20 protein-coding genes and 2 riboswitches are annotated in these 26,694 nt (G+C 40.1%); of the genes, 18 read left to right on the top strand and 2 right to left on the bottom strand.

The window, feature by feature from the left end; genetic code table 11:
• Positions 1 to 183 precede the first annotated feature (183 nt).
• From BN988_RS08650 to BN988_RS08620, 7 genes are all read left to right on the top strand, one after another.
• Complete coding sequence (locus BN988_RS08650) at positions 184 to 1,500, top strand: globin-coupled sensor protein (protein ID WP_036575223.1); 1,317 nt, start codon at positions 184 to 186, stop codon at positions 1,498 to 1,500.
• A gap of 259 nt (positions 1,501 to 1,759) precedes the next feature.
• On the top strand, positions 1,760 to 3,253 hold the full coding sequence (locus BN988_RS08645) for a TIGR02677 family protein (RefSeq protein WP_036575221.1): 1,494 nt from the start codon (positions 1,760 to 1,762) through the stop codon (positions 3,251 to 3,253).
• Positions 3,253 to 4,428: a TIGR02678 family protein gene (locus BN988_RS08640; RefSeq protein WP_036575219.1), complete on the top strand. Its 1,176-nt coding sequence runs from the start codon at positions 3,253 to 3,255 to the stop codon at positions 4,426 to 4,428. The genes BN988_RS08645 and BN988_RS08640 overlap by 1 nt, the downstream gene beginning before the upstream one ends.
• Positions 4,412 to 8,557, top strand: coding sequence for a TIGR02680 family protein (locus BN988_RS08635; protein WP_051557756.1), 4,146 nt, complete (start codon positions 4,412 to 4,414; stop codon positions 8,555 to 8,557). The genes BN988_RS08640 and BN988_RS08635 overlap by 17 nt, the downstream gene beginning before the upstream one ends.
• Before the next feature lie 15 nt (positions 8,558 to 8,572).
• Positions 8,573 to 9,856, top strand: coding sequence for a TIGR02679 family protein (locus BN988_RS08630; protein ID WP_036575217.1), 1,284 nt, complete (start codon positions 8,573 to 8,575; stop codon positions 9,854 to 9,856).
• 386 nt (positions 9,857 to 10,242) lie between these two features.
• Positions 10,243 to 10,497, top strand: a complete 255-nt coding sequence (locus tag BN988_RS08625; RefSeq protein WP_036575215.1) for a hypothetical protein — start codon at positions 10,243 to 10,245, stop codon at positions 10,495 to 10,497.
• Between the two features lie 173 nt (positions 10,498 to 10,670).
• Positions 10,671 to 10,922, top strand: a complete 252-nt coding sequence (locus tag BN988_RS08620) for a hypothetical protein (RefSeq protein WP_036575211.1) — start codon at positions 10,671 to 10,673, stop codon at positions 10,920 to 10,922.
• Between the two features lie 73 nt (positions 10,923 to 10,995).
• On the opposite strand, the gene BN988_RS08615 is transcribed toward BN988_RS08620, so the two are convergent.
• Complete coding sequence (locus BN988_RS08615; RefSeq protein WP_036575210.1) at positions 10,996 to 12,330, bottom strand: short-chain fatty acid transporter; 1,335 nt, start codon at positions 12,328 to 12,330, stop codon at positions 10,996 to 10,998.
• Positions 12,331 to 12,625: 295 nt separating this feature from the next.
• Here BN988_RS08615 and hag (BN988_RS08610) point away from each other — a divergent pair, with 295 nt between their 5' ends.
• From hag (BN988_RS08610) to BN988_RS18850, 4 genes are all read left to right on the top strand, one after another.
• Complete coding sequence (gene hag, locus BN988_RS08610; protein ID WP_036575208.1) at positions 12,626 to 13,486, top strand: flagellin Hag; 861 nt, start codon at positions 12,626 to 12,628, stop codon at positions 13,484 to 13,486.
• A 162-nt stretch (positions 13,487 to 13,648) separates the two neighbouring features.
• Positions 13,649 to 14,536: a flagellin Hag gene (gene hag, locus BN988_RS08605; RefSeq protein WP_036575205.1), complete on the top strand. Its 888-nt coding sequence runs from the start codon at positions 13,649 to 13,651 to the stop codon at positions 14,534 to 14,536.
• 499 nt (positions 14,537 to 15,035) lie between these two features.
• Positions 15,036 to 15,136: riboswitch (purine riboswitch) on the top strand.
• A gap of 311 nt (positions 15,137 to 15,447) precedes the next feature.
• Complete coding sequence (locus tag BN988_RS08600; RefSeq protein WP_036575204.1) at positions 15,448 to 16,743, top strand: NCS2 family permease; 1,296 nt, start codon at positions 15,448 to 15,450, stop codon at positions 16,741 to 16,743.
• Positions 16,744 to 16,784: 41 nt separating this feature from the next.
• Positions 16,785 to 16,949, top strand: coding sequence for a hypothetical protein (locus BN988_RS18850; RefSeq protein ID WP_155988277.1), 165 nt, complete (start codon positions 16,785 to 16,787; stop codon positions 16,947 to 16,949).
• 108 nt (positions 16,950 to 17,057) lie between these two features.
• On the opposite strand, the gene BN988_RS08595 is transcribed toward BN988_RS18850, so the two are convergent.
• Positions 17,058 to 19,043, bottom strand: a complete 1,986-nt coding sequence (locus BN988_RS08595) for a methyl-accepting chemotaxis protein (protein ID WP_036575203.1) — start codon at positions 19,041 to 19,043, stop codon at positions 17,058 to 17,060.
• 254 nt (positions 19,044 to 19,297) lie between these two features.
• Positions 19,298 to 19,382, top strand: a riboswitch (cyclic di-GMP riboswitch).
• A 313-nt stretch (positions 19,383 to 19,695) separates the two neighbouring features.
• Here BN988_RS08595 and motA point away from each other — a divergent pair.
• From motA to BN988_RS08560, 7 genes are all read left to right on the top strand, one after another.
• A complete protein-coding gene (gene motA, locus BN988_RS08590) occupies positions 19,696 to 20,493 on the top strand; it encodes a flagellar motor stator protein MotA (RefSeq protein ID WP_036575202.1) in 798 nt (265 codons plus the stop codon).
• A complete protein-coding gene (motB, locus tag BN988_RS08585) occupies positions 20,486 to 21,256 on the top strand; it encodes a flagellar motor protein MotB (RefSeq protein ID WP_036575201.1) in 771 nt (256 codons plus the stop codon). The genes motA and motB overlap by 8 nt, the downstream gene beginning before the upstream one ends.
• Positions 21,257 to 21,273: 17 nt before the next feature.
• A complete protein-coding gene (locus tag BN988_RS08580) occupies positions 21,274 to 21,744 on the top strand; it encodes a chemotaxis protein CheX (RefSeq protein WP_051557754.1) in 471 nt (156 codons plus the stop codon).
• Positions 21,745 to 21,777: 33 nt separating this feature from the next.
• Entirely contained in the window at positions 21,778 to 23,760 is a 1,983-nt protein-coding gene (locus BN988_RS08575; RefSeq protein ID WP_036575200.1) for a chemotaxis protein CheA, read from the top strand.
• Between the two features lie 135 nt (positions 23,761 to 23,895).
• The gene (locus tag BN988_RS08570; RefSeq protein ID WP_081779382.1) at positions 23,896 to 24,354 is read left to right on the top strand and encodes a chemotaxis protein CheW; all 459 of its coding nucleotides are present in this window, start codon (positions 23,896 to 23,898) and stop codon (positions 24,352 to 24,354) included.
• A gap of 22 nt (positions 24,355 to 24,376) precedes the next feature.
• On the top strand, positions 24,377 to 24,733 hold the full coding sequence (locus tag BN988_RS08565) for a response regulator (RefSeq protein ID WP_036575195.1): 357 nt from the start codon (positions 24,377 to 24,379) through the stop codon (positions 24,731 to 24,733).
• Positions 24,734 to 24,920: 187 nt separating this feature from the next.
• Positions 24,921 to 26,630 (top strand): methyl-accepting chemotaxis protein, encoded by a 1,710-nt coding sequence (locus tag BN988_RS08560; protein ID WP_036575193.1) that lies wholly within the window; start codon positions 24,921 to 24,923, stop codon positions 26,628 to 26,630.
• Positions 26,631 to 26,694 lie beyond the last annotated feature (64 nt).

Below are 26,694 nucleotides of genomic sequence, written 5' to 3'. Positions count from 1 at the left end.
AAAAAAAGACGCAGTACCCCTGCGAAGAGACGCACCACCGCCTAAGTTCGACTCCGTAGCCAACAGAATCACGCACCCCAAAAATGAAATCAAAAAAATATGCAGTAATCCGTCTATAGACCTATAAATTGAGACAAGTTATGCCGATATAAAAAATAGAGGGAACAAAGAGGGGGAACCATATTGGGATTATCCATACATAGAAAGCAAAAAAGTGAAAAGAACAAACAAACACTCCAGCAAGCTGCAAGTGAAATGAACCCAACGATTGAAGTGACACCAGGCTCAGATTTAGAAAAGCAATTAAAAATGCTTGATTTAAAACGAGAAGACTTCGCAATAGCGATGGCATTAAAGCCATATGTGGAAGCAGATAACAAAAACATCATAGACTGCTTCTATGGAAGTATTGAACAAAATCCCAAACTGATTGCGATAATTGAAGAATACAGTTCAATCGATAAATTGAAACTGACGTTAGAAAGACATATTATTGAGATGTTTTCTGGTGAAATCAGTGAAGCCTTTATTCAACGGAGAAAGAGAATCGCTCATATTCATGTGAAAATTGGCCTTACCCAGAAATGGTATATTGCTTCATTCCAAAAGTTGTTTGACGGATTGATCGATTTAATTGTAGCAAGCTTTCCGCATCAGGATGATCGTTTACTTGGCATAAAGCTTGTCAATAAACTACTCAACCTGGAACAACAAGTTGTGTTGGAAGCATACGACGATGAAGTTGCAGAATTCCGAGATCAACAAGAACAGGCCAAAATGGAAATTCTGAATTCGGTTGAACAAACTTCTGCAGAGCTTGCAGCATTAGCGGAACAAACAAATGCGTCAATCGGTGACATGACCGAAAAAATTGGCGTCATCACAACTAGCTCAAGAAGTGGCACGGAACTGGCACAAAATGCAAAAACTGCCGCCGACAAAGGGGTTTCCCGACTTTCTGATATGCGTTCTTCTGTTCAAGAGCTAGAAGACAGTACGACTAAAATTGTTTTGGAAATGACCAATTTAGAAACGACATCTATCAAAATTAAAGAAATTATCGAGATAGTGAAGTCTATCGCAGATCAAACCAATTTGTTAGCATTAAATGCATCTATTGAAGCTGCTAGAGCAGGTGAACATGGGCGAGGCTTTGCGGTTGTAGCAGAGGAAGTGCGGAAGCTTGCTGAACAGACAGGCAGCTCTGTGACAAATGTTACCGATCTTGTAAACCAAACAGGAGAGCAAGTCTTCAACAGTTCTTCAAATATCAAAGTAGCACAGGAATTTTTGGATACAATTAAAAGTGAACTAAAAAATACGGAAGATGCTTTTGGAGAAATTGATGCAAGCATGGATAAATCCAAACGTAGCAATGAAATCATTCAGGATGATCTGGAAGTATTTAATGAAGCAATTAGTGGAATTGAGCAATCAGCGACAACCATATCTGAATCAGCAGATACATTGAATCGCTTGTTGGCAGATAGAGATAGATAAACTTTAAAAGGGATTCTTCATTCGAAGAGTTCCTTTTTTTGCACGGTAGTAAAGTAGAAATTTTAGCTAGGAAGCAATAACGACGGAGTTAAAATTTTGAAGTCTCCAGTATATGAAAACATACACATTCGCTAAAAGACAAGCGAATACGAGTTTTTCTAAACAGACTTCCCCGACTTAACACAACGGACGTAGACTTTTTCCATATAAGCTTTTACAATAATAATATGTCGGAACATGTAGGGAGTATGGAACAAGAATGCAGCAACCATTTAAAAAAGTTATAGAAGCTAGCTATTTAACGGCAGATAAGGCTTGGCGATACCGGGCTATTCTACGTTATTTTTATATACAGCATGAACGGATGCGGGAGTTTTTATTTCCTGAAGAAATCTTGGCATACTTAACAGATTTTCAAGAATTCAAAGACTATACGGAAGAGCAACTACATCAAGACTTGGACCAGCTGGTTAAATGGAATAATCTACTTGCCAGGCAGGAGATGGGACGAGCTCACACCATTGAAGAATTTAAAAAGAAGCGTTTTCGTTATCAATGTACGCCATATACCGTGGAATTTGAACGTATGTTAATGGAAATGGAAAAGGGCGGCAATGCATTTGGTGGCTCATTGGAGAAGAAGGAATTTGAAAGGTTGTTTCAAGCTTTAGCGGATATAAAATCTATGATTAATAAAAAGGAATTCACGGATGCTAGTGAATGTTCACAGCTATGGAACGATGTCTTTACCTATTTTCGGTCCATTACCCAAAATACATCGGACTATATTGCCCATATAAATAGTGAAGAAGCAGAGGAGCGAATGCAAACCGAGGCTTTTCTCGTTTTTAAAGACCAATTTACTACCTATTTGCGTGATTTTATTATTGGCTTGCAACAAACAGCGTGGAAGATCCAGCAACTATTACAGTCAATGGGAACATCTCATCTGCAGCCTTTCCTCCATCAAGTAATTCTTCATCAACAGCAAGTGCCACGTTTTGAGGACATCGCAGCAGATGAGCAGGAATTAATGACAGAACAAGAGGAGAAGTGGCATAGTTTAACCTCCTGGTTCCTCGGAAACGCTCACAGGGAGAGTGAATTGGACAGCCTGCAAACTCGTACAAATGAACAGATACGACGGATTACAAGAGTCGTTCAACGTTTGGGTGAACGTCATCAATACTTTCGCAGTCGAAAAAAGGATTTTATCCACCTGGCAAAGTGGTTTGATTCGCTAGAGGACATCAATCAAGCACATGAGCTATCTGCAGTGTCCTTTGGTGTATTCCATACCCGCCATATGTTCAGCGACCATGTTCCCACAGATGACATTTATACAGATACATGGGAAGAACAACCGATCCGTCATGAGACAAAGCCACGGATTCGTCAATATCGCGAAAAAACGCGTGCAGGGGCGATCGTTAGCCAACAGCAAAAAAAAGAGGCGGCGAAAGAGGATTATTTGCGAGATAAAATGGCGGAAGAGGAAACGCTGAATGCCTATATGCAAGGGAATGAAATCAAGTTGGGTGCATTGCCAATTATTGAAAAGCATGTGCGGAAAATGTTACTAAGTTGGATTGGTAAGGCAATGGCCAAAAAGGATCATACATTTAAAACCGAGCATGGACGCACGGTACATGTCATGGTATCGAAACAAGAACGTATCCAACTTCAAGCTGAAGACGGTGTGATGGAAATGCCAGCAGTGACGTTTCGATTTATGGACGAGGTGAAGAACTAATGGAGATAACTACTTTTGATGAAAAGGCCCGAACTGGATTACGCCTATTATTTGAAAAGTTTTGGATCTTAAGGTCAAAAGAGCCTGAAGTATATCAGCAAATTAGGGAACGTGAAAAGATCATAAAACGGTATGTTGATGAGAAGTTTGGCTTTGACCTTATTGTACATCAGCATTTTATAAAATTAGAAAAAATACCAGTTGAGACGAAAAGCTGGATGGGGATGCAAGGATTTCTGGAGCCACGCGATTACGCTATGTTTTGTTGTGCATTAGCTTTCACGGAGAATCGTACCGTGGATGAGCAATTTCTTTTATCGGATGTTTGTGAGGATATAAAGGATTTGTATCCTGGTGAATTCCCGTTGGATTGGACCAATTATAACCATCGTAAATCACTTGTTCGTGTCATTAAACAATTAGAAAAACTCTCGATCCTTGCGGTTGTTGAAGGAGAAATTGAACAGTTTGCTCTTAATGAAGAGCAAGAAGTTCTTTATGAAGTGACCGTCTATGCGCGTTATTTTATGCGGTCGTATCCTAAGGATTTAGTTCAATATAAAAGCATTGAGGAAATACTTGAGGGCGAATGGGAAAGGCATGAAACAGATGTTCGACGAAAACGCGTCTATCGTAAGCTGCTTTTCTCACCGGCTGTTCATCGAGAAAGTGAGCAAGATCCAGATTTCGCCTACATTCGAAATTTCCGAAATCGATTGCGGGATGATATGGAGGAACATACCCTTTTCCGCTTTGAACTTTTCAAAAATGCAGCATTGCTTGTTACAGATGAGCGGAAACAGGAGCTTACCTTGTTTCCTGATCAAAAAGCAATTATGGATGTAGCGTTACATTTCAGTCATTTTCTAAGAGAAAACAAACAGGAATACCTACCGGATACGTTAGGAAATATTCGCTTAACTGCTGTTACCTTTGAACAAATTATTAGCCAGCTACATGCCGAATATGGAAAGGGCTGGAGTAAGCAGTATAGGGAAGGCACGGTGAAACAAACCATGCAAGAGCTTTCGGCATTGATGAAAGAATGGGAAATGCTTGAGCGAGATCCTTTCACGGGCGAATATCTTATCAAGCCTCTCGCTGGTCGGATTTCAGGTCACTATCCGAAAAATTTTGATGCGGAAAAGGGTGTTACCAATGAAAAAACACAATAAATGGAAAATGAATCGAGCAGGACTACTAAATTTCTGGTATTATGACAACGAAATTTTTGACTTTGCAGATGGAAAATTATTACTGCGAGGGAGTAATGGCTCTGGGAAATCCGTTACCATGCAAAGTATTTTGCCGGTTTTACTTGACGGCAAGAAGTCTCCTGATAGACTTGACCCATTTGGCTCCAAAGCTCGTAAAATGGAAGACTATTTATTAGGCGAAAAAGACATTGTGGATAGAGAAGAACGTACGGGTTATCTATTTATTGAATATAAGCGGGAAGATACCAATCAGTATATAACAACAGGAATTGGACTGCAGGCCCGCCGTCATAAATCCATGAATTCTTGGTACTTCATCATCACAGATAACCGGAGAATTGGCGAGGACTTCGCTTTGTATGAAACAGAGCGGCATGGCGGAGAAACACAGCAAATTCCTCTCTCACGTACCCAATTGGAAAATCGCGTGCAGGACGGTGGCCATGTTGTTCGAACACAGGGCGAATATATGAAACTGGTCAATAAATATATCTTTGGTTTTGAAGAAATAGATGCTTACGAGGATTTAATCAAGTTGCTCATACAGTTGAGAAGCCCAAAACTATCTAAAGATTTTAAGCCGACCGTCATTTATGAAATCTTGGAAGCGGCCCTTCCCCCCTTAACAGATGAAGATCTCCGCCATTTATCAGACACCATTGAGCATATGGACCAAACAAAGCAGCAGATTGAACAGCTGGAACGAGAACAAGACGCCCTAAACAAATTAATTAAGCGGTATGATGCCTACAATGAGTATGCGATTGCTGATCGAGCCCATGAATATGTGGAAGCGAAGAAACGCCATACCAAGGAAGAACGCTTATTAAATGAGAAGGAAGCTATCGAAGCAACCCTAAAGGAAGAAATTAAGCGAGGGCAAGAACAAAGCGTAAAGCTTGAGCAAACGAAGGAAGTACTGGAAAAGAAACAGGAACGCCTGCGCCAGCATAAAGTTTGGAATTTGGAAAAAGAACGCGCAACAGAGCAAGAAGCATTAGAAGAAGTAAAAAAAGAGTTGGAAAGAAAAAATCAACAGCTCACCAACAAAAAGAATGATGAGTTAGAGACAAAAAGCCGATTAAAAGCATTGGATGATGAACTGTATAATCAAGAACAGCAGATGGGAGAAACATTGCGAGATCTTGAAGCAGATGCTGAGGCATCATCTTTCACAGGACATTCGCTCAATCAACAAGATTTCCATCGCAATAAAGAAAGTGACTTTGATTTTAAGGTATGGACACAGGAAGCAGAAAACCATTTTCAAAACTTGGAATCCATTACGGAGGGTCTGCGTTATTATGAGAATCTTCGCGAGCAAATTGTGGCATTCCAGAAAAAGCTTTCAGATTTAACGATGGAAAGGGATAAAACGAAACAAGTGGAACAGGACTGGCTTGCTTTATTTGAAAAAGATAAGCAAGAGAAGCTGGACGAAATTCACCGATGGGCAGCGGACCATTCCTTTTTGCCCATTGAAGAAAAAACACTCCAACAGAGCGCCAGACAAATGGAGCAGCTTTATGAGCCCTTATCCTTTGAAACGGTTCGAAATCCATTTGTACAAGTAAGCAATGATTTTCAAATGGATGTAAATCAGGAAATCGCTACAAAAAAAAGTGATCTAAGTACCTTAGAAAAAGAGAAAACGGGGAAAGAAGCTGAACTTGCCGAATGGAAGGCAAAACGGGACCCCGAGCCGCCGAACCAACGGGAGGAAACGAGAGAAGCGAGAAAATTGCTAGAAGCATCAAACCACGCATTTGTTCCCTTCTATGAAGCGGTGGAATTTCAAGACCATGTACCAGAAAATGTACGAAACCAAATCGAAGCAGTGCTGCTAGATACAGGGTTGTTGGATGCTTTGATAGCGGAAGAGCAGACGACCATTACGCATGACCGAATTATTAAAGCCGACCCGCACATGATGGCACACACTTTACGTGATTACCTAACACCAGATTTGGCTGCAGAGAGACAGGTTTCTTCTGAGTTAATCGATGAGGTGCTGCGAAGTATCCTCGTTGATGAAGAGGTTGAAGGAAAGATCTCCATTCAGGAAAACGGCTCCTATACGATCGGCATAGTCCATGGCCATGCAGTGCCTGTGAAATCTGTACGTTTTATCGGAAAAAATGCCCGAAAACGTTATCGTGAAGAACAAATAACCCGATTGGAAGAGGAAATTACTGGACTTAACAGTAACTACCAGTCGATTGAGCAACACGTTCATGCCTTATCAGAAAAGGTAGAAGATGCAAAACAGGCCATGATCGCTTTTCCCGTTGATCATGATTTACAAGTTAGCTTTTCAACGATTAAAGAAAAAAGGTTTGACTTAGAGCAACTTCAAAAATCGCTTCAACAAGTTGATCGCGATATGGAGATAACGACAAAAGCGTACCAAGAAAAGAAACGAGAGCTTGATCGTAAAACTCGGGAATTAAATATTACGTTTTCCTTTACTGCATACAACGAGGCGAAATCAATTATGCGGGATTACGAAAAAGCGTTACGTTCGCTGATAACGACGCATACGACTTATGTTCTGCAACAGCAAAACCGCAGAGGAGTAATAGAAAGAGTCGATGAGCTTATGGAAGAAGTCGACGAATTGCAAGGCGAGTTAAATGAGCGTACGGATAAGGAAAGCAAGCTTGTAGGTAATATTGAGGAAATTGTGAAACAACTGGAAATGCAAGGCGTCGCCGATATACGAAACCAGATACAGGAGGTACAAGCTTCCTTAAAACAGACAGAACAGGAGCTTATGCACAATCGAACGACATTACCTCAAAATATAGCGCGACTTGAGACGCTGACGGAAGAGATTAGTCAGCATCATCAAAAACTACATTTTCAGCAACAGATGATTCATGTATGGGCAGATACCATTGGTCAAGAGATGAACTATGGATTTATCGATCTCCCCGATGATCTTCAGAAGATGGAAGAACGGGCCAAGTGGATAGATAAGCATTTTAAACAGCTATTAAAAGAAAAAGACCCAGCGTCAATTGAAGGACAATTAACGAGCATTTATTTTGAACAACATTCCAATCTAATGGAATATCGTTTATCTGATCAGCATGTCCCAGCAGTAGAGGCTCCATGGATGCGGGAGCAAGAATGGACAGATGAACAGCGTATGCAAATAGAACATTGGCGGCAAAAAGCAGCAAGACGATTAATTCAATTGGATTATCAGGGCAAAAAGGTTGATCCTTACTTTGTTCGAGACCGAATTGATCAGGACCGCTTACAACAACAGCATCTACTGGATGACCAGGATCGTCAATTATATGAAGAAATTCTCTTTGATTCTGTTGGGAAAAAACTGCGCAGTCGCATTAGCAAGGCGCAGGCATGGACAGAAAAAATGGATAAGCTGATGGCAGAAAGCGACTCTTCCTCCGGGCTATCTTTTTCCATACGCTGGAAACCACGGACAGCTGAAACAGAGGAAGAATTGGATACGAAGGAGCTAGTGGAGCTGCTCAGGCGAGATTCCCGCTTACTAAAGGATGAAGACATGGATATGGTCATTGATCATTTCCGTTCCAAAATTGAAAGAGCCAAGGAACTTGTTGATATCAAAGGGGAAGGAAGTACGTTGCTGCAAGTATTAAAGGATGTTCTCGACTATCGTAACTGGTTCTCCTTTGTACTTTCCTATAAGCGGGAGCGAGAACCGAAACGAGAATTGACAAACCATGCTTTTTACAAATTCAGTGGTGGGGAAAAAGCAATGGCCATGTATATTCCGCTATTCACCGCATGTTATTCACGATATTCTGAAGCAGACCCTACTGCACCTTACATTATTACATTGGATGAGGCATTTGCGGGTGTGGATGAAGATAATATTAGTGTCATGTTCCGGATCATGGAAGAGCTTGGATTTGATTATATGATGAATTCCCAAGTGCTGTGGGGAGATTATGATACGATCAGCAACCTATCCATCAATGAACTTGTCCGACCTAAAAATTCTGATTTCGTGACCGTTATTCGCTATCATTGGGGTGGCAAAAAACGATCACTGCTCGTGAAGGATCAAGCAGAGACTGTCACGAATAGGTAAAGGAGTCGATATGTGATGGATAAGCAAACAAAACAAGCCGCAACCTTTTTTAAGTGCGAGCGCCTTTATGATTCCTTATTTAAGCAACTTAGAAAAAAATATGAATCCATAGGCCGAATTGGGGGTACGATTCCCATTCGGCTTTTCTCCTATGAAGAATTGGAAGCAATTGCTGGGCTATTTGGAAAATCAGTGGCCACTTTAGAACGAAAAGGGACGGTTTCGATAGTAGAATTAGCAGAAGCGCTAAATGATACAAGGTTTAGTGGGGTGGATCTAAAAGCTTTACTGGATGCCTATTTTGGCGAGGAACTTGTCTCCAAGAAGGAGCAAAGACTTGCGACGGCAGCACGAATTACATCTTTTTTGGAACGTTTAGCAAAGTCCTACCCCATATTAACTGATTGGTTCGCGTACATACAGACCTCCACATCTGAAGGGCGTTGGATATTACGTCAGGCAGAAAAAAGTCCAGACCAGTTTGAACAAAATGTTGCATTATTAGCACGTGCGGTTACTGCGTTGCCAACACATTCTGAGCGACTTCCGATGTTCAGTCAGCGAATTACAGAGGATCCACATGCATTTGACCTCCATACGGATCTTGGCAAGATGTTTTTATATGTTTTGGCAGTGCGCACAGGTGATGAAAAGCCGGTTGCCATACCGAAAAGTACAGAAACCATTAACAAACTGCTCCAAACGTCAAATATTTACCGGGATGACCTTTTAAATTTTGTAACATGTGCCAACCTTTTGGCAGTAGATCAGTCAGGAGAACAGCATCCTGTCTGGCAGGCAACTGGAGCAAGTCATACTGTGCAAAATGTCCCACTGCGGGAGATCGTTTCATTAAGTCGGATCTACCCAGCACAAGGAAAAAAAGTATGGATCGTGGAAAACTCTGGTGTCTGTTCTACGTTGCTTGATTACCAGCGTGACATCCCCATCATCAGTACGAACGGACAATTTAAGTTGGCTGCTCTCATGGTAATGGATCTTCTTATCAAAGAAAATTGTTCCCTTCACTATGCAGGGGACTTGGATCCAGAAGGGTTACAAATGGCAGAAAGGCTGTTCAATCGCTATCCAGATCACGTGCAATTATGGCATATGGATGGAAAAGCATATAAGGAAAGTGCACCTTCCAAAGAGCTGTCTCAAGAAAGATTAGCGAAGCTGGATACGATTGAACACAAAACATTACGAGAAGTTGCCGATGCCATGCGCCTGTCTGGTAAAGCGGGATATCAGGAAGCATTAGTTGCACATATGCTGGTAGACATACGGAGTAGTTAATGTGGAAGTATATTGAAAATGTCGGGGAGAGAGGGGGAATCTCATGTTTTATTAGGGGAGCTAGGTCTCCTTAGTAAATGGATTTTTACTTGATTCTCTCCTTCGTTTCTTATCCCGGAGCAACCGTCCGTAAGACTTCCACTTCAAAATATGATGTGAAACCTTAAGTTTTTAGTGGGAGTAAACGGATTAACAGGCCGATTCGTCCAACTAACCCCAGTGGGAGAAGAACGAAAACCTAGACTGATTGGATTTTCAGTTTATTACCAGATAAATAGACCTACTTTCTTCCTATATAAATATCCGCCTATATACACTTGTTGCCCATAGACTGAAATGTTACGATTGTATTACAAATTATTCTATGCTTACAAGGAGGGGACAGATTGACCAAAGAAATGATGGAAGATCTGTTGCGAAGTGTCACAAAGTTACTTGAAGAAATCAACGAATTGCAGACAAAAAGCAAGCAAATGGATGAACTGTTTCTAAGTTTAGAAATCAGGGCCAATAACATAGAACTCACATTAAACGGTTTACAGCAAAATGTTGTACGATTAGACCAACGAATCGCAACAGTGGTAGAGAGACAGCTTGAAAAAAGCACTAATAAATTTTTATCCCAAGGAATTATTCAATAGGGCGTGCGTCTGCAGGCTTATTTTTTTTGTTTTTGAATGAATTTATGGAAGACATAATTCTGTTTTTCAATAGGAAGAAGTGTATTATGGATAGGATTCTAACTACTAAAATAACTTTTTTGGGTGCTTGTTGGGTAAGCCTAACCATGGTAGGATAAGTTAAGAGAGAGGTGATGAATGTGGGAGATATTTCAAACAGAGATATTATGCAGGCTATTACAGAGCTTGGGCAGCAGGTTTCCGGTTTAGCTAATAGGATGGAAAAAATAGAAACACGTGTTAGCGATTTGGAAATAGAAGTAAAGCGGGCTGGTAATGAGCTAAAGCAAGACATTCGCAAATTGGACGCCAAGTTTTCTGTGCTTAGTGATAGTGTCGTTGAAACAAAGGCTGATATGAAGTTATTAAAACAAAATCAACATTAAGGCGTGCATGTGCAGGCTTATTTTTTTTTGCTCTAAAAAAGAAAAAAACCCCGGTCGCCCGAGGATTAACTGCTTAGAAGAATAATAGACCAATTGAGATTGGAATAAAACTATACAAGAGAATTAAGACACAAAAGCCCATAATGTCACGCACTTTTAATCCGGCGATCGCAAGTAAAGGCAGTGCCCAGAATGGCTGTATCATATTGGTCCAAGCATCACCCCAAGCAACGGCGACAGCAGTCTTCGCAGTATCAACGCCTAGATCAAGTGCAGCCGTAATCATAATCGGTCCTTGTACAGCCCACTGTCCACCACCGGATGGAACGAAGAAATTGACTAGCCCCGCGCTCAGGAAAGTAAATAGCGGGAATGTAAAAGAGTTGGACATGTTAACAAATGCCATCGACATCTGTTCAGATAACCCTGATGCTACCATCATCCCCATAATTCCTGCGTAAAACGGAAATTGTACAATGATCCCGCCAACATTTTTCACAGAGTTTGTTACACTGTTTAAAAACCTTCTCGGTGTACGGTGGAATAGAATTCCCAAAAATAACATGATGAAGTTTACGATATTAATATTAAGATCAAATCCATTTTGTATAAAAAAGTAAACGACAAATGCAAAGCCAAGTATCCCGATGACTAAGGATAGGACCTGGCTATTTTCCAATTTCTCAGCAGGTGTTTCGGCTAACTTTTCTTCTCCAGTCTCTTCACTCGAACCATCAATTGATTCAGGTCTCCATAGAGGTGCATCTCCTTGTGTGAGCGGATCACGTGATTTCATTAAGAAGCGATTTACAAAAGGAAGTGTAAATAAAAGGAAAAAGACAATAAACAAGTTAAAACTACTGAATAATGTCTCGGTAACTGGCACTGTCCCCATCGTATCTTCCATAAAATGCCCAGGTGTTGCAATTAATAGAGGGATGGAAGCTGACAATCCACCATGCCAGAGAAGAAAGCCACTATAGGCACTTGCCATTAAAATACGATAATCTACAGCAGGAACTCGTTTGGCAACATGGATGGCAAATAATGCTCCTACAACAAGCCCAAACCCGTAATTAATGATACAAGCAAGTGAAGCAACAAATGTAACAAGTAAAATGGCCTGTGGAGGCGTATTCGCCAACGTACTTACCTTTTTTAATAGATTTCTTACTGCTGACGTGCTAGCAAGAATATAACCTGTTACCACAATCAGGGACATCTGCATCGCAAACGCTAAAAGATCCCAAAATCCATCGCCCCAATAAGACACCATGTCGATAGGGGAACTATCTGTAAAAATAATGCCGAGAATAAAGACAGTTAGCGTTAAAATAATGGCAAATAAGAACGCATCAGGCAAATACCGCTGCACCATACGGTCACAAAACCGCGTAATACCTTTCATAGATTTCACTCTCCTTTCAATTTATAAGCGCTTTCAAATAGAATAACAGATTTACAATGCGCTGTTAAAGAATCCTATGCTTGTCACAAAAGAAAAATTATTTATCTTTTTTTATAAAAACATTTAAACATTCCTATAAAACGGCCGATATAAGTAATGTAATCATCATGATGATGAAAATGTTTTGGCCGAACATTGACAATGTTAATAACGCAAGGTGACATTCACCACGTGTTGTTATATATGGGACACAAGGACGTGCCCAAAAATACACTTACATGGAGGTAAGAAAATTATGATTATCAATCACAATATTGCTGCTCTTAACGCACACCGCCAATTAGGAGCAAACCAAGGTGCAACACAAAACTCATTGGAGAAACTTTCTTCAGGTCTTGGAATCAACAAAGCTGGAGATGACGCTGCAGGTCTTGCAATCTCTGAAAAAATGCGTGGACAAATTAAAGGTCTAGAAATGGCTCAAAAAAATGCTCAAGATGGTATTTCTTTAATTCAAACTGCAGAAGGTGCACTGAATGAAACTCATTCAATTCTTCAACGTATGCGTGAATTGACAGTGCAAGCTGGAAATAGTGCTACTCAAGATTCAGACACGGATTTAAAAGCCATTAAATCTGAAATGGATTCTCTAATTGAAGAATTAGGTGGAGAAGCTGGAAGTAAAGGTATCTCAGATCGCACACAGTTCAATGGTAAAGATCTATTAGATGGTAACTTTGAAGGAACTTTCCAAATTGGAGCTAATAAAGAACAACAGTTAACAATTTCAATTGATGATATGTCCGCATCCGGACTTGGAGTAGAAGGGCTTGATGTAACGTCATTTGCTACAAATGATGCTGACGCAGCTGATGTTGGATTTGATGCACAACTTAAACTAATTGATGATGCAATAAATACAGTATCTACTCAACGGTCAGATCTAGGTGCTGTTCAAAATCGCCTTGACCACACAATTAATAACCTTGGAGCATCTCAAGAGAACTTAACCGCAGCAGAGTCACGTATTCGTGATGTAGATATGGCGAAAGAAATGATGGAATTTACAAAAAATAACATTCTTTCTCAAGCAGCTCAGTCTATGTTAGCTCAAGCTAATCAACAGCCTCAAGGAGTATTACAATTACTTCAATAAGAATAGACTTTTTAAGGGCTCTAGTTTAATTTTACTAGAGCTTTTATATTTAAATTGTAAATGAATAAATTTAATACTATGTTTTTTTATATAACTAATGAACTAGTATTTCTCAAATATAAGTATTGCTAAAAAAATAATATAAGATGGAGGTTAATAACTATGATTATTAATCACAATATTTCTGCTTTAAATGCGCACCGTCAATTAGGAGCAAACCAAGGCGCAACACAAAATTCATTGGAGAAACTTTCTTCAGGTCTTAATATCAACAAAGCTGGAGATGATGCTGCGGGTTTAGCAATTTCAGAGAAAATGCGTGGTCAGATCCGCGGATTAGAGATGGCAGGTAAAAACGCACAAGATGGTATTTCTTTGATTCAAACTGCTGAAGGCGCATTAAATGAAACACATTCTATTCTTCAACGCATGCGTGAATTAACGGTTCAAGCTGGAAATACAGCTACACAAGATAGTGAGACAGACTTAACTGCTATACAAGCTGAGATCGATTCACTTATTGAGGAAATAGGTGGCTCTGGTGACAGTAAAGGTATATCAGATCGTACTCAATTTAACGGGAAAGACTTATTAGATGGTTCATTTGCAGAAGGTGCTGCATCTCTAACATTCCAAATTGGTGCTAATGATGGGCAACAATTAAGCATTAACATAGAAGACATGAGTGCAAATGGTTTGAGTGTGGATACTGTTAATGTTCTTGGTACTCCTGCGGGGGCTGACCCAGTTGCAAATCCAGCAGTTCCATTTGATTTCGATACAGAGATTGAAAAAATTGATAATGCAATCAATTCAGTCTCTACTCAACGTTCTTCTTTAGGGGCAGTTCAGAATCGTTTAGAGCACACGATAAATAACCTAGGTGCTTCTCAAGAGAATCTAACGGCTGCAGAATCACGTATCCGTGACGTTGACATGGCGAAAGAAATGATGAACTTCACTAAGAACAACATCCTTTCACAAGCGGCACAATCAATGCTAGCTCAAGCCCAGCAACAACCGCAAGGAGTATTACAACTTCTTCAATAAGTTGATGGGACGGGCGTCTAATCTGGTAACGGATTAGATGATAACTGGGTGAATTGCTGGAACTTCCTAAAGTGCTTTGTACCACAACGTAGCTGGAAACGGCAGACGTGAAGGTTTGAAAAACAAAGCAATCATACAATGGATAATCAGCATCCAAGCGCCTGTGGCGAAAGCCTGGCGAAGGTTCAACGACTAGAATGTACTACCTAACGAGAAATCTATGGCAATGAGATTCGTAGGATAATGAATAATTATTCGAAGCGCCCAGCCCCTTTGGATGTACAAAGGGTGAAGATATAGTCTGTTCTATGTTCGAAAGACATAGCGGCAAAGCAAGCCAACCAACAACCACAAGGTGTATTACAATTGTTACAATAATTTTAGATTCGAAAGGGACTCTAGCAAAGCTAGAGTTCCTTTTATAATTTCACCGTGCTCTAGTGATTCCTCTTATTCCCCATTGACGCACCGCCCCCAAATTGTTATTATTTCTCTATTGTTCAAAAAAATAGCTACATCTTGTATAAGTCCAGGAATATGGCTTGGACGTTTCTACCAGCTACCATAAATAGCTTGTCTACAAGGGATGGAAATGTATTTTTCTATACCTTTAAGAGGTTGTTCAAAAAGTCCGGTAAAAAAGACACATCTGTACTGATGACCTTCGACTAAATTCCGACACGTCCTGTGTCGAATGTCGAAGTCACCACATCCTGTGGAAGCTCGTTGGCTTGCTTTTCCGTTGCTCACGTATTAAATGCATACGTTCCACTACTCAAAGCTTCGCCGCCTTGAACTTCTCGGTCCTTTTTATCCTCCTTTTGAACGTGCCTTTACTTGTTACTTTGGCATGCTGAGACGACGCCAAAGTTTTTTTATACAGAAGTAGCAAATAGGAGATACTACACATCATGAGAAACTTTTTTGGATTTACAGAGAGAAATACATCATATAAACAGGAGATTTTCGCCGGTCTAACAACATTTCTTTCCGTTTCCTATATTTTGGTCGTAAACCCACTTATTTTAAGTCAAGCAGGGATGGAGCGAGGTGCTGTGTTTACAGCTACTGCACTTACTGCAATCATTGGTACTTTACTTATTGGGTTGCTTGCTAATTATCCGATCGCAATTGCGCCTAGTATGGGACTGAATTCATTCTTTACTTTCTCTGTAGTTATTGGAATGGGGATTGAATGGCAAGTAGCTTTGACTGGGGTTTTTATTGCGGGAATTATTTTTATGATTTTAAGTTTAATGAAAATCAGGGAAAAAATCATTAATGCGATTCCGGAGGATTTAAAACATGCAATTGCTGCTGGGATTGGTTTTTTCATTGCGTTTATTGGGTTTAAAAATGCAGGAATTATTGTTGCCAATCCGGATACGTTTGTTTCGATTGGTGATTTAACATTACCTGGAACAACATTAGCTATCGTTGGCCTCCTTATAATAATTATTATGCTTGTTCGTGGAATGAACGGAACAATTTTTTATGGGATGGCAATTACAACGATTATTGGAATGCTTGTTGGCTTTATTACGATTCCATCTTCGGTTATTGGTACAATTCCGAGTCTTGAACCAACATTTGGTGCTGTGTTTATGAATCTCGATGCTATTTTCACACCAGATGTATTAGCCGTTATTTTTACCTTTTTATTTGTTGCTTTTTTTGATACAGCGGGAGCGTTAATTGCACTTACGAGCCAAGCGGGAATCATGAAAAACAATAAGATTCCGAAGATAGGAAGAGCATTGCTAGCAGATTCTTCAGCTGCGTCAATCGGCGCAGTACTAGGAACTTCCACACCTGCCACGAGTGTAGAATCCTCATCAGGAATTGCGGTTGGGGGAAGAACTGGATTTACCTCGATCATCACTGCGCTTTGCTTTGCAATTGCATTATTCTTTTCACCGATTTTAGCTGTCATAACAACAGAAGTCACTGCTCCAGCGTTAATTGTTGTTGGGGCATTAATGGCAATGGATATTCGGAATGTTGATTGGAGTAAAATAGAAATTGTAATTCCAGCATTTTTGACGATTATTATGATGCCACTAACTTCCAGTGTGGCCATGGGACTTGCTTTTGGGTTTATCCTTTATCCCTTAGCATTATTAGCTCAAAAGCGTTATAGAGAAATCAATCCTATTATGTATGTCATTAGCCTGTTATTTATTGTATATTTTATTTTCATTGCATAGTGATTTATGAAGAAGTACTTCAAAATTGGAATTGAATGCATATGATATGGATTGGATTCGCTGAAACCTCTCCTTTTTCTACTATTAAATTGGATGGGGAAAAGAGACTGCGAAGTGTTCAAGTAAGCGGTGATGAAAATACCATTGCTTATGTATATGAAGATAAAGGCGAAGGTCAAATAATAATTAAAATCTTTCGCCGGTAGTTCGTTCAGAACGTAGAGACTGGGACAAAAATACAGTAATTAAAAAGAGTGGTACTCACCCAAAAGTTGGGAAGTACCACTCTTTTATTATTCTATAGTCTTCTCTAACTACAACTTAAACTGCTCCACAACTTCCTGCAATTCCTCAGCCATAACCGACAGAGAATTAGCGGAATCAGTAATTTCTTCCATAGAAGCTAGCTGCTCTTCAGTAGAGGCAGAAACGTTTTGTGCTGCTCCAGATGTGGTTTCAGAAATACCTGCAAGACTATCAAATGTTTCAACAAATTGGTCTGTACCGGAAGAGATTTCTTGAATTTTTGAAGCAACCTGCTGAATCTGGGTCGTAACTGTATTTACAAATGATGTAATATCATTAAAGGACTGCCCAGCTTCACTAACGACTTCAATTCCTCGATCTACTTCGGTAGTACCGGTTTCCATCGCTTTGACAGCATCGATGGATTCACTCTGTACAGATTGGATCATATTCTTAATTTGCTCGGATGATTGAGATGATTGCTCTGCAAGCTTACGAACCTCATCTGCTACAACGGCAAAGCCTTTCCCGTGTTCGCCTGCTCTTGCCGCTTCAATAGCAGCATTCAAGGCTAATAGATTGGTTTGCTCTGCGATATTTGTAATAACATCCACGATTTCGCCAATTTCTCTTGTTTTATTTCCAAGACCTTCAATATTTCCAGAAAGTTCATGGACTGTTTTCTTAATGAATTCCATTTGACCTACTGTTGTCTTAATTGCTTTGTTCCCAGCTTCAATAACAACGCTAGCATCAGCAGCAGTTGAGGAAACCTCATTGGAACTCGTTGCAATCTGCTGAATGGAGGAGGACATGTTTTGCGCCATTTGGGAACTGGAATCAATTCTATTTGATTGGCTTTCTACACCAGAAGCAACATCTTGAATAGAATTCGTAATCTGTTCTGTAGCTATCGTATTTTGTTGTGAACTTGCGTTTAGTTCCTCAGAAGATGCGGCAAGGTTATTTGCTTTATCACGTACTTGGACAATAACTCCATTCAAATGCTTTCTCATTCGATTAAAGGCTTGTGCCAATTGGCCAATTTCATCATTACTATGATTCTCAACTTCAACACTTAGATCACCATTACTCATTTTGTCAGCAACTTCAACCAAATTATTAACTGGGCGAGTGATAGAACGAATGATGAATAGCACAACTGCAATTCCAATGACAAGTGCAATAGCAATTACAATGATTGTTCTCAGGAAAATGGGTGCTACGGCTTCATCTACTTCACTTTGAAGCATGGAACCAGCTATCTTCCATCCAGAAGTAGTGTTTGTAGTGAAGGCAAGTTTTTTTTCTTCCCCATCATACCCATAATCAAATTTACCAGTAACTGATGCATAAAGATCTTCCATAAATGGAGCTGTTTCTTCAGAACCTGCCTCATTAGTTGGGTGGCTGATATAATTACCGTTTTGATCTAGTAAAAACACATATCCTTCTTCGCCAATTTTTATTTCATTAATCATTGCTGATAAGCGATCAAGTTGTAAGTTGGCTCCAATAACGCCTTGTCCATCAGCGGTTGTTTTAGCAATGGTTACGACAATGACATTGGTAGAACTAGATAAATAAGGCTCTGTTATAACCACTTCTCCTTGATTTTCCATTGCTAATTGATACCAAGGGCGTTCACGAGGGTCGTAATCTGGCTTAACTTGAATAGAATCTGGTGCTACTAGGAAATCTCCTTCCTCCGTCCCCACATAAGTTTGTTCAAGATCAGCCTTCGAATCCTGTGAGCTGCCAAGTATGGTTTCTAGTTCTTCTGTTTCTCCTTCTATAATAGAAGATGCTGAAATAGCATTAGATAGAAAATCGACATTCTCCATTTGTGCTTGAAGTAGTTGATTAATTGTTGAATCTACCATCTGCACACTTTCTTGTGCTGTATCTAACATTCTACTATCTGTATTACTTTTAGCGCTCATGTAAGACGTAAAGGCAATAATGCAACTAGGAACGAGTAATACCAGCAAAAATGATAAAAGAAGCTTATTCTTTAAGCTAACCTTCATCTTATTAAATTTGAATTTTTTCATGCGTAATAACACCACTCTCTTTGATGATTTATTTTGAAATGTACATTCTCAAGTTATATCGACAGAAAAAACGAATTATGTAGAAAAATGTAGAATATTATTTTGGTTAAAGCGGGTTGGACAACAGGAAATCACACTCTGCAAAACAGTTGGGGGATTGTTCCAAATTTTATTTTTTACATTATCCCTAAATTATTTTTAAAATGAGACGATATAAAAGCATAGGTATTTTTAACTAATGGGACAAAATCCAATTCTAGAAAAGGCAAACTGCTTGAAAGAGTAGGACGCAAAGCAAAGGGTCTAAGGTTCTCAAACTACGATCGCCTGGCTGCCAAGAAGAAAACCATTAATTCTTTTTTGGCTATTCTTTTTAGAGGTCGTCAAAAAGTCCGGTAATAATGACACATCGAATTTCTTTGTTGGCTTGCTTTTCCGTTCCTCACGTATTCATTTCATACGTTGTGGTACTCAAAGCTATGCCGCCTCGAACTTCTCGGTCCTTTTTATCCTCCTTTTTGACACGCATTTCTAGGGATAGCGTTTTTAATAAGGCTGAAAAAGGTTGAACGAATATTAAAGATCCTCCTCACCTTAACGAAACCTACTAGTTAATTTTACAACTGACAACGAGATAAAGGAGACATGTGTAATGGATAAAACGTCTGTCATTGGCGTCATACTAGGTGTGATTGCAGTCGGTGTAGGGATGGTATTAAAAGGTGTAGGCGTTGCAGCATTAATAAATCCAGCTGCCATTCTGATCATTCTTGTGGGAACAGCGGCCTCTGTTGTTATTGCATTTCCAATGAGCACTGTGAAGAAAATACCCTCCCTGTTTAAAATTATCTTCTCTGAAGAAAAACAGGAAAACACACAAGAATTAATCATGACGTTTACAGAGTGGGCTGATCAAACAAGAAAAGAAGGACTACTTTCATTAGAAAGGCAAGTAGAAGAAACAGAGGATCCTTTTTTATCTTCAGGCTTACAACTTGCGATTGATGGTCAACCAGCAGAGTTTATACGTGAAGTGATGCTGGAAAAGGTAGACGCGATGGAATCAAGACACCAGGAAGGCGCAGCCGTTTTTTCTCAGGCAGGAACGTATGCCCCGACCCTTGGCGTACTTGGAGCCGTAATTGGTTTAATTGCAGCCCTAAGTGATATGAATGACATCGAAGCATTAGGTCATGCGATTTCCGCAGCATTTATTGCCACGCTACTCGGTATTTTTACAGGGTACGTGCTATGGCATCCATTTGCCAATAAGCTAAAGGAAAAGTCAAAAAAAGAAGTGCAACGTAAAGAAGTGATAGTGGAAGGAATTCTATCTATTACAAATGGTGATTCTGCCATGATGGTAAGAGATAAATTAGGATCTTATTTATCTACAAAAGAATTAAAAGCGTTAAGACAAAATCAAGAACAGGACCAAGCTAATGAGTAGGAAGAAAAAACATAACGAAAACCATATTGATGAATCCTGGCTCTTACCATATTCTGATTTACTCACCTTACTTGTAGCACTCTTCATTGTCTTATTCGCCATGAGTGAAATTGATTCGGAAAAGTATAACCAGCTTTCCACTGTGTTCCAGGAAGAATTTTCGGGTGGGGCTAGTTTTATGGAAGAAAGCAATGCACCGAATGAATCAACTGTTGATATTCCTGAAGACGAAGAAGAGCATGAGAAACCAGAAGATCCCAAACAAGTAAGCAAAGAAGATGAAGAGCTTGAAGAACTGGAGACAATCCAAGAGCACATTAATAGCTATATCAAAGAAGAAGATCTTGAAGAGGTGTTTGATACAAAGCTCACGGATGAAGGTTTATTGCTTACAATTTTGAATGATATTTCTTTTGACTCGGGTAGTGCTGAGGTAAAAGAAAGAGGGCAGCGTCTTGCGAAGGATGTTTCAGAACTTCTATATACAGACCCACCACATCAAATAGTTGTAAGTGGCCATGCTGATGATCGTCCTGTTTATAACGCAGAATTTGCTTCAAACTGGGAGCTTAGTGTCATGCGGGCGATTAACTTTATGGGTCTTATCCTTGAGAACGATAAGCTTGACCCAGGCAAATTTAGTGCAAAAGGCTACGGAGAACACCAACCAATTGTGCCAAACAACTCGGAAGCAAACCGGGCAAAAAATAGGCGAGTAGAAGTACTCATTCTACCTAATTACGATATAACGACAAATGAATAATAAGGGGAGATAGCAAGATGACAACAACAACAACAGCCAATCAACAGAGCAAAGTTATAACACATTTACTTAATGGCACAAATACTACCATGAAATCCATTATCCCAGTAGCGCAAAATGTTTCAAAACCACAACTACTAACAGAGCCACCAATTGTAGAGTATGGTGTGCTAATAGGGATAACAGGCGACATCAAAGGAAAAATTATGCTCTCAGGTGATCCCGCTGTCTTTAGTGGAATTGGCGGTGTCATGTTTGGAATGGCTGTGGAGGGAGAGATGCTTGTCTCTTTTAGTGGAGAGCTGGGGAATATGCTAGCCGGTGGAATTGCGACCATTATTGTAAATGAAGGGTTGACAACCGATATCACAGCCCCAACAGTATTGCAGGGCTCTACAAAGATTTCTGGTTACAAAAAAGCGATACAATTAACAGCAGGCTTTGAAAATCTTGGTGAATTAGATGTCATGTTCTTATTAGATAGCTAGTCTATAAGAATGCGAAGGTGAAAGGAAGGTTATATGGATACGAATGATTATATCGAAATATTTCTAGATGAAAGTAATGAGCATTTACAGGCAGTCAATGACCAGCTGTTAAAGCTGGAAAAACAGTCTGATGATCTTTCCATTGTGAATGAGATTTTCCGTTCTGCCCACACGTTAAAAGGGATGGCAGCCACAATGGGGTACGAAGATATTGCATCATTAACTCATAATATGGAAAATGTATTAGACAAAATTAGAAACAGCTCGCTACATGTTACAACAGAAGTAATTGACGTTACGTTTGCGGCCGTCGAGGCATTAGAAGAGATGGTCGAATCGATTGCAGGTGGGAACGAAGGAAAGAAAGATGTGAGAGATTTAATTGCTCGTTTAGAAGCAATTGAAAATGGAAAACAGCCAGAAGAGGCTCCAGTAGCAGCAAAAGCTACCACGCAAGAAACCCTTGAACTGGATGAATACCAATTAACTGTGCTTGACCAGGCGAAGGAGCAGGGCTTTGAAGCCTACCAAATGGAGGTTGCGCTGGACGAAGGGTGTATCTTAAAAGCGGCCCGTGCTTATATGGTAGTGGAAGCGGTCGAACAACATGGTGAAATTATAAAAACATCTCCTCCTGTTGAAGAGCTTGAAGCAGGCGAGGTAGACCGTTTTTCTCTTATCGTGCTAACAAAATCTCCTGCAGCAGAAGTGAAGCAAAGTGTACATAATGTATCGGAAGTAGAATCTGCTGAGATTAGCCCGTATGTCACGGTAAAAGAAGAAGCTGTAAAAGCAACGGAAGAAATCGCTGCTACGAAAGAAGAAGCACCTGCTGAGGCGAAACAAGAAAGTCATAAAGCCGTTACTTCTAAAACAATCCGGGTGAATCTTGAACGGATTGATGATCTGATGAATCTATTTGAAGAAGTAGTCATTGACAGAAGTAGACTAGAAGATTTGGCGAGTGAAATTAAAAACGAAGCTTTACAAGATACTGTCGAACATATGTCCAGAGTTTCAGAGGACATGCAAAGCTTAATTCTTACAATGCGCATGGTCCCAGTAGAACAGGTATTTAATCGTTTCCCAAGAATGGTGCGAGGATTGGCCAAGGATCTTAATAAAAACTTGGAACTAGAGATTATTGGGGCAGATACGGAGCTAGACCGTACGGTAATTGATGAAATTGGTGATCCACTTGTTCACTTAATCCGAAATTCGATTGACCATGGTATTGAATCACCAGAGCAGCGTAAAAAAGCAGGCAAAGCAGAAAAAGGCAGCCTGATATTGCGTGCTTTCCATAGTGGGAACCATGTGTTTATTGAAATGGAAGATGATGGAGCAGGAATCAATCGTGAAAAAGTTGCTACAAAGGCGATTGAAAATGGTGTCCTAACAGAAGCACAACTGGAAAAATTAACAGATCAAGAAGTAAATGAGCTTATCCTCGCATCTGGCTTTAGTACAGCAGAAACAGTTTCAGATATTTCCGGCCGCGGAGTAGGACTTGATGTGGTCAAAAATAAAATTGAATCGCTTGGTGGAAAGTTATCCATTGAGTCAACACAAGGAAAAGGAAGTAAGTTTTCCATCCAGCTTCCTTTAACATTGTCAATTCTATCAACACTTCTAGTTGACGTATCGAAAGAAATATATGCCATCCCACTTTCTTCTATTATAGAAACACTGATGATAGATGAAAAAGAGATTATGGATGCACATGGTCAGAGGGTCATTGATTTCCGGGGAAATATTATCCCGATCGTTTCCTTAAGAAAAGTATTTAATATAGAAGTAACAGAAACAAAAAATTCAACCGAACAGGCTATTGTCGTAGTGAAAAAAGGAAACAAGCTGACAGGTATTTTGGTTGACTCTTTCATTGGTCAGAAAGAAGTTGTACTTAAGGCGCTTGGCGCGTACTTGAAGGATGTCTTTGCCATCTCAGGTGCAACAATTTTAGGTGACGGACGAGTGGCACTCATTCTTGATCCGAATGCTTTAGTGAAATAAAACAGCCCGAGGCCCAAGCCATGTCCGCGGAAAGCGTCCGCTAGCAGCGGAAGGTACGGAGTTAAGACAGCTTACATCAGGTATATTTAATAGGTGAGTTTTGTAGCCTAAACATATTATAAGGGGGGACAAATTGTGGAAGACGTAAGAAAATTTATTGTGTTTACATTAAAGAACCAATCATACGGAGTGGATGTCAGTCAGGTACATTCCATTGAACGTCTACAAAAAGTAACAGAGGTACCAAGAACGGCTTCTTTCATTAAAGGAGTCATCTATTTGCGCGGAAACACCATCCCCGTAATTGATTTAAGAGAACGGTTATGGATTGGGCAGACGGACACAACAGACGAAAGCCGCTTTTTGATTGTAGAGATAAAAGGAATGCAGGTTGGGTTGCTGGTGGATGCTGCTAATGAAGTCTTGGATATCGGAGCAGAAGCAATTGAGCCACCACCAGAAATGATTGCTGGAGTGGAGGCACGTTATTTAGAAGGTGTTGCTAAATTAAAGGAAGAGCTGCTTATCCTTTTGGATCTAGAACATATTCTGGATATGGAAGAAGTACAGGAAGTAAAACAAGCGATTAACTAATTTATTTTGGAGGGTTTCAATCATGGCAAGAATTTTAGTAACAGATGATGCTGCATTTATGCGTATGCAATTAAAGGATATCGTAACAAAACTTGGACATGAGGTTGTCGGCGAAGCGGAGAATGGCCAAGTTGCAGTAGATTTGTATCAAGAGGTAAAACCAGATCTTGTGACAATGGATATTACGATGCCTGAGATGAATGGTGTGGAAGCATTAAAAGAAATTAAAAAGCTGGATGCAGATGCAAAAGTTATTATGTGCTCAGCGATGGGGCAGCAAGGAATGGTTGTAGAAGCAATTCAAGCAGGGGCAAAGGATTTTATCGTGAAGCCTTTTACAGCAGACAGAATTAACGAGGCATTATCAAAGGCATTATAAAGTGAAACTTCAATCAGTGGGGCGGGTTCATCCTTCCTCCACTGATTGTTAGTTGAACGAATCGGGGTGTTAACGTCCGTTTACGCCAACTTAAACATCACGATTTCACCACAGTTTTGAAGTGGGAGTCTTTCGGACGGTCGCACCGGATAAACACATCAAGCTACATAGGGAAGGAACTAGGGGAATGCGAAAAAAGCTTACGTTACGAAACGTGAAAATCGGTTGGAAATACGGCTTTACCATTATACTTGTGTTTATCCTCATTGCTGCATCTACAGCATATGTTTCCAAGTTACTAATGGATATTGGAGACAATGTCAGAAACGTAGATATGCGGGGAAACCAAGCAGTTGATATTACAGAAATGAGCGCGATTACGAAAGAGAAAGGTGTTCCTATTTCTACCTACATGTATAATCAAAGCATGTTATCCGTGGAAGAATATGAGGACTACACGAAACAATTTAATGAGCTGGCTGAAAAGATTGGTGAGAGAATAAATACTGCTGAAGAAAAAGAACTATTTGAGCAAATCGTTAGCAAAGATCAAGAGATGAACGAACTTTTCATGAATGAAGTGGTTCCTACGGCGAACAAGGGAGACACATCGAATGCAGCTTCCCTTGTTTCTGAAGCTAAAATCCTTCGTTCAAGTATTGTTTTTCAACTTGATGAGTTACGGGAAGTAATGAATGAAGAACGCTTCGAATCTACAAGGGAAACAAAGGATTTGCAAGAACTTACCTTAATCATTCAATTGGCAACGATGGTTGGTAGCATTGTAATCGGTGGGGTTCTCATTTTCTTGATTAGTAGAAGTGTTTCACGTAACTTAGGACGTGTGGTTTCTATTAGTAATCAAATTGCTGACGGCAATCTGGCGGTCGAACCAATGGCTTATAAAGGCAAAGATGAGATAGGCAAACTGTCGACAGCTATTAATGGAATGACAGAACATCTGCGAAATGTCATTCAGCAGGTAGCAACTGTTTCCCAAACTGTTACCAGTCATAGTGAAGAGCTGACACAGTCTGCAAATGAAGTAAAAGCGGGAAGTGAACAGGTTGCAGAAACGATGCAGGAATTAGCAAGTGGTACAGAAACACAAGCTAATAGTGCAAGTGATTTGGCGGAAGTAATCAGTTCCTTTACCACCAAAGTGCATCAGGCTAATGACAAAGGGGCGCTCGTTCAGCAAGCATCCAATGAAGTAATGGTCATGACCAATGAAGGAAGCACGTTAATGGAAGATTCTACGACACAAATGGTAGCCATAGATCGCATTGTAAAAGAGTCTGTACAGAAGATGAAAGGGCTTGATGCTCAATCCAAGGAAATTTCGAAGCTGGTATCGGTGATTCGAGACATTGCAGAACAAACCAACCTGCTTGCATTAAATGCAGCGATTGAAGCAGCACGTGCTGGGGAGCAAGGAAAAGGCTTTGCCGTGGTTGCGGATGAAGTACGTAAGTTAGCCGAACAGGTATCTGTTTCGGTAACAGATATCACTGGAATCGTTACGGGGATCCAGACAGAGTCGAATAGTGTCGCTCAATCCTTGGAAACAGGCTATGCAGAAGTGGAAAAAGGCACGACACAATTGAGGACGACTGGAGAAACATTCCAAGGCATTCAGCTATTTGTAAATGAGATGACCAATAGCGTGAAGCAAATTTCCGAAAATCTATCTGAAATGGCTACGAGCAGCGAAGAAATGAATCGTTCCATAGAAGATATAGCAGCTATTTCGGAAGAATCTGCAGCAGGTGTTGAACAAACCTCTGCTTCCTCTCAGCAAACGAGCAGTTCAATGGAAGAAGTAGCAGGAAGTTCGGAACAACTTGCTAATCTGGCAGCTGAGTTAAACGTCCTTGTTGGAAAATTTAGGTTGTAAGTATATAATAGGAAGAGGAAAAGTAGGTAGCAAAGGGGGTCGAATAATCGGCTCCCTTTTTGCA

The organism is Oceanobacillus picturae (assembly GCF_000612865.1).
GTDB lineage: Bacteria > Bacillota > Bacilli > Bacillales > Amphibacillaceae > Oceanobacillus_B > Oceanobacillus_B jordanicus.
This window is presented reverse-complemented; position numbering and strand designations above follow the sequence as displayed.

Bases quoted from the DNA above. Each gene is read 5' to 3' on its own strand.
- BN988_RS08645 (WP_036575221.1), top strand. From the start codon at position 1,760: ATGCAGCAACCATTTAAAAAAGTTATAGAAGCTAGCTATTTAACGGCA.
- BN988_RS08640 (WP_036575219.1), top strand. From the start codon at position 3,253: ATGGAGATAACTACTTTTGATGAAAAGGCCCGAACTGGATTACGCCTA.
- BN988_RS08635 (WP_051557756.1), top strand. From the start codon at position 4,412: ATGAAAAAACACAATAAATGGAAAATGAATCGAGCAGGACTACTAAAT.
- BN988_RS08630 (WP_036575217.1), top strand. From the start codon at position 8,573: ATGGATAAGCAAACAAAACAAGCCGCAACCTTTTTTAAGTGCGAGCGC.
- BN988_RS08620 (WP_036575211.1), top strand. From the start codon at position 10,671: ATGAATGTGGGAGATATTTCAAACAGAGATATTATGCAGGCTATTACA.
- BN988_RS08615 (WP_036575210.1), bottom strand. From the start codon at position 12,330: ATGAAAGGTATTACGCGGTTTTGTGACCGTATGGTGCAGCGGTATTTG.
- hag (WP_036575208.1), top strand. From the start codon at position 12,626: ATGATTATCAATCACAATATTGCTGCTCTTAACGCACACCGCCAATTA.
- hag (WP_036575205.1), top strand. From the start codon at position 13,649: ATGATTATTAATCACAATATTTCTGCTTTAAATGCGCACCGTCAATTA.
- BN988_RS08600 (WP_036575204.1), top strand. From the start codon at position 15,448: ATGAGAAACTTTTTTGGATTTACAGAGAGAAATACATCATATAAACAG.
- BN988_RS18850 (WP_155988277.1), top strand. From the start codon at position 16,785: ATGATATGGATTGGATTCGCTGAAACCTCTCCTTTTTCTACTATTAAA.
- BN988_RS08595 (WP_036575203.1), bottom strand. From the start codon at position 19,043: ATGAAAAAATTCAAATTTAATAAGATGAAGGTTAGCTTAAAGAATAAG.
- motA (WP_036575202.1), top strand. From the start codon at position 19,696: ATGGATAAAACGTCTGTCATTGGCGTCATACTAGGTGTGATTGCAGTC.
- motB (WP_036575201.1), top strand. From the start codon at position 20,486: ATGAGTAGGAAGAAAAAACATAACGAAAACCATATTGATGAATCCTGG.
- BN988_RS08580 (WP_051557754.1), top strand. From the start codon at position 21,274: ATGACAACAACAACAACAGCCAATCAACAGAGCAAAGTTATAACACAT.
- BN988_RS08575 (WP_036575200.1), top strand. From the start codon at position 21,778: ATGGATACGAATGATTATATCGAAATATTTCTAGATGAAAGTAATGAG.
- BN988_RS08565 (WP_036575195.1), top strand. From the start codon at position 24,377: ATGGCAAGAATTTTAGTAACAGATGATGCTGCATTTATGCGTATGCAA.
- BN988_RS08560 (WP_036575193.1), top strand. From the start codon at position 24,921: ATGCGAAAAAAGCTTACGTTACGAAACGTGAAAATCGGTTGGAAATAC.